Annotated in this window: 4 protein-coding genes and 1 pseudogene; all 5 read right to left on the bottom strand. The window is 74.4% G+C overall.

Annotation, left to right across the window (positions count from 1 at the left end):
* On the bottom strand, positions 1 to 530 hold a 530-nt coding region (locus AC1MIR_RS04915), incomplete at its 3' end, for a hypothetical protein (RefSeq protein ID WP_480027070.1).
* Positions 488 to 1,756, bottom strand: a complete 1,269-nt coding sequence (locus tag AC1MIR_RS04910) for a class I SAM-dependent RNA methyltransferase (RefSeq protein ID WP_480027069.1) — start codon at positions 1,754 to 1,756, stop codon at positions 488 to 490. The genes AC1MIR_RS04910 and AC1MIR_RS04915, both read right to left, overlap by 43 nt.
* On the bottom strand, positions 1,753 to 2,154 hold the full coding sequence (locus AC1MIR_RS04905; protein WP_480027068.1) for a DUF2721 domain-containing protein: 402 nt from the start codon (positions 2,152 to 2,154) through the stop codon (positions 1,753 to 1,755). The genes AC1MIR_RS04910 and AC1MIR_RS04905 overlap by 4 nt, the downstream gene beginning before the upstream one ends.
* A gap of 15 nt (positions 2,155 to 2,169) precedes the next feature.
* Positions 2,170 to 3,378, bottom strand: a complete 1,209-nt coding sequence (locus AC1MIR_RS04900) for an acyl-CoA dehydrogenase (RefSeq protein ID WP_480027067.1) — start codon at positions 3,376 to 3,378, stop codon at positions 2,170 to 2,172.
* Between the two features lie 80 nt (positions 3,379 to 3,458).
* Positions 3,459 to 3,678: pseudogene (locus tag AC1MIR_RS04895) on the bottom strand (DEAD/DEAH box helicase); the annotation flags it as partial.

The raw sequence follows: 3,678 nt of genomic DNA, 5'->3' as shown, positions 1-3,678 counted from the left end.
GAACCTGCCGCGGCAGGGCTGAGCGCGATGGGCGGGCGGATGCGCGCGGCGCTGGCGGCCGCCGCGCTGGGGGCGCGCGAGACCGCGCCCGCGCCCCGCCCCCCCCCCCCCCCCCCCCCCCCGCCCCCCCCCCCCCCCCCCCCCCCGCGCCGCATGGCCGCGATGTCGGCCGGATCGAGCGTCAGCCGCCGCGCGCCGGGCAGGTCCGGGACGCGCACCGCGAAGCCGGCGCGGGCCAGGCTCTCGGCCACCGGCAGCAGGCGCGGGTCGTCGCGGCCGAGCTCGGAGAAGCCGGGCGCCAGCACCAGCGCGGCACGCGGCGAGCCCTCGGCGGGCAGCCACAGATCGGCCTCTGCCAGGCGCGTGCGGATGGGCGGGGGCGTGATGCGGCCGAGCTCGGTGCGGGCGGGGCCGTGCTCGATCGCCTCCAGCACCACGCCCGCCTCGCCGCCGATCAGCCGCGCGCAGCCGGGCAGGGCGAGGAGCGTCAGCGCGAGAAGGAGACGACCGATTCGAGATGCGCGGACCATCGGAACTGGTCCACCGGCGTTGCCGTGACCAGGCCGAAGCCCGCCCCGCGCAGCACCGCCGCGTCGCGCGCCAGCGCAACCGGGTTGCAGGAGACATAGACCAGGTGCCGCAGCGTGCTTTTCCCGAGTTGCGCCACCTGCTCCGCCGCGCCGGCATAGGGCGGGTCCAGCACCACCACGTCGAAGGCCTTGAGTTCCGCCGGCAGGAAGGGCTGGCGCGCCAGGTCGCGCCGGATCGCCTGCACCCGCGCGACCGCCCTGCGCGCGGCGGCGTCCAGCGCGGCGGCGGCCTCGGCGCTGCCTTCCACGGCGGTGACGCGGCCGCGCGCGGCAAGCGGGAAGGACAGCGTGCCGATGCCGGCATAGAGATCGAGCAGCGTCGGACGCGCCGGCAGCCTTTGCGGCAGCCCGGCCAGCACCGCGGCGACGATGGCGGCCTCGCCCGCGCGGCTGGCCTGGAGGAAGGCGCCGGGCGGTGGCGCGACCTCGACGCCGCCGAGCACCAGGCGCACCGGCCCGGTCTGGGCCGCCGTCTCGGGCAGGCTGTCGCCCTGCGCCCAGGCGATGCGCGGGATGCCGAACTGCTGCGCGGCGGCGGCGAGCAGGCGGCGGCCGGCGGCATCCAGCGGCTTGTCGGTGCGCAGCAGGATGTCCGGCCCGCTGTCGAGCAGGTTCACCACCGCGGAGCCTTCGCGCGCCAGCGCCGAGAGACGGCGCAGCACCACGCGCAGCGGCGCGAGCAGCGCGAAGAGCGCGGGCTCCAGCACGTGGCACTCGCGCAGATCCAGCACCGCCGCGCTGCCGCGCGCGTGGAAGCCGACGGCGATGCTGCCATCCGCGGCGCGACGCAGCGCGAGATCGGCGCGGCGGCGGCTGTTCGGGGGCGTCGCGACGGTCTCCGACACGGGCGCGTCGGCGAAGCCGGCGCGGGCCAGCGCCTCCACCAGCCGCTCCCGCTTCCAGCGCGCCTGCGCGGCGAGGTCCCAGTGCTGCAGCGCGCAGCCGCCGCAGCCTTCGGGGAAGTGGGGGCAGGGCGGCGCGACGCGCTCGGGGGAGGGTGCCTCGACGGCCTCGAGCACGGCCTGGCCGCGGCCGGCGGGCCGCGCGGTCACGCTCTCGCCCGGCAGGGCGCGCGGGATGTGCAGCGGGCCGTCCGGCGTCTCCACGATGCCGTCGCCCGCGCTGCCGAGCCGCGCGACGGCGAACCGCCGCGCCGCGGCGCTCATCGCCCGTCCGGCCCGTGGTCGCGGCCGGAGCGCATGACTTCCCAGAAGAACAGCGCGAGCGCGGTGGTCAGCGCCAGCATCGCGACCAGCATCAGCCCGACGATGTGCAGGCCGGCGCCGATGCCGAAGACCGGCTCGACGAAGGCGACGATCACCAGCACGCAGATCGCGACGGCGCAGAGCACGCAGGCCGACATCGCGCCATGAGTCGCGGCGATGCGGCGGCGCACGAGGCTGCGCTCCGCCTCATCGGTGACCTCCCGCTGGCGGTCCACCAGGCGCTGGAGGCGCGTGCTGAGCAGGTTCAGCACCGCCATCGCGCCCGTCAGGATGAAGGCCGGCGCGATGGCGAGCTGCAGCGTCCGCTCGATGGTCAGCGGGTCGCCGCCGGTCAGCATCGCGGCCTCGGCCTCTCAGCCGCCGAAGGCGTTCAGCCCGGTCTGCGCGCGGCCGAGGATCAGCGCATGCACGTCATGCGTGCCCTCGTAGGTGTTCACCGTCTCGAGGTTCATGACGTGGCGGATGACGTGGTACTCGTCCACGATCCCGTTGCCGCCATGCATGTCGCGCGCGACGCGGGCGATCTCGAGCGCCTTGCCGCAGTTGTTGCGCTTCACCAGGGAGATCATCTCCGGCGAGGCCTTGTGCTCGTCGAACAGCCGGCCGACGCGCAGCACGGCATGCAGGCCCAGGGTGATCTCCGTCTGCATGTCCGCGAGCTTCTTCTGGATCAGCTGCGTCTGCGCCAGCGGCTTGCCGAACATTTTCCGCCCGAGCGTGTACTCCCGCGCCGCGTGCCAGCAGAACTCCGCGGCGCCGAGCGCGCCCCAGGCGATGCCGTAGCGCGCGCGGTTGAGGCAGGAGAAGGGGCCGGCGAGGCTCTTCACGCCCGGCAGGCGGTTCGCCTCCGGCACGAAGACCTCGTCCATCATGATCATGCCCGTGACGCTGGCGCGGAGCGAAAACTTGCCCTCGATCTTCGGGAAGGTCAGGCCCTTCATGCCGCGCTCCAGGATGAAGCCGCGCAGCACGCCCTCGTCGTCCTTCGCCCAGACCACGGCGATATCGGCGATCGGGGAGTTGGTGATCCAGGTCTTGGAGCCGCTGACGAGATAGCCGCCATCCACTTTTCGCGCGCGCGTGCGCATGGATGCAGGGTCCGAACCGGCGTCCGGCTCGGTGAGCCCGAAGCAGCCAACCCATTCGCCCGTCCGCAGTTTCGGCAGATACTTCTGGCGCTGCTCCTCGGACCCGAAGGCGTGGATCGGGAACATCACCAGCGAGGACTGCACGCTGAAGGCGCTGCGGTAGCCGCTGTCGACGCGTTCGACCTCGCGCGCCATCAGACCATAGGCGACATAGGACACGCCGGCGCAGCCATAGCCTTCGAGCGTGGCGCCCAGGAAGCCCATCTCGCCGAACTCGTTCATGATCTCGCGATCGAAGTGCTCGTTGCGGTTCGCCATGAGCACGCGCGGCATCAGCTTTTCCTGGCAGAACTGCCGGGCCGCGTCGCGGATCATCCGCTCGTCTTCCGTGAGCTGCTCGTCCAGCAGCAGCGGGTCGTCCCACTTGAAGGGCGGCAGCGTCGACTTCTTCGCGACCGGGGCGACGACGTTCATGGCTTCCTCCTCACGGCGCGGCGGGGGCCGCGCAGGGCAATCTAGGGGCTCGGCGCGCCGGGGCAAACGCCGGGCGGCGCTCAGGCCGCCTCGGCCTCGCCGGCGGCCTCGGGCGCGGCGTCGCGCTTCGGGCGGGGGATCGCGATCAGCATGAAGGCGGGCACGCTGTCGCCGAAGCCCTGCACCGCGGGGCCGAGATCGTCGCGCCGGTCGCGGCGATACTCCTCGCGCGGGCGGCGGTCGTCGCGCCGGGGCTCGGCCGCGCGGGCGTGGCGGCGCGCCAGGGCGCCGCCGGGGGGG

The sequence above is a fragment of the Falsiroseomonas sp. RANM36 genome, from assembly GCF_056682175.1.
Note: the sequence above shows the minus strand (reverse complement) of the source record. Positions and strands in the feature narration are given on the sequence as shown.

Excerpts from the sequence above, each read along its gene's own strand:
- AC1MIR_RS04905 (WP_480027068.1), bottom strand. The coding sequence starts at position 2,154 with ATGCTGACCGGCGGCGACCCGCTGACCATCGAGCGGACGCTGCAGCTC.
- AC1MIR_RS04900 (WP_480027067.1), bottom strand. The coding sequence starts at position 3,378 with ATGAACGTCGTCGCCCCGGTCGCGAAGAAGTCGACGCTGCCGCCCTTC.
- AC1MIR_RS04910 (WP_480027069.1), bottom strand. The coding sequence starts at position 1,756 with ATGAGCGCCGCGGCGCGGCGGTTCGCCGTCGCGCGGCTCGGCAGCGCG.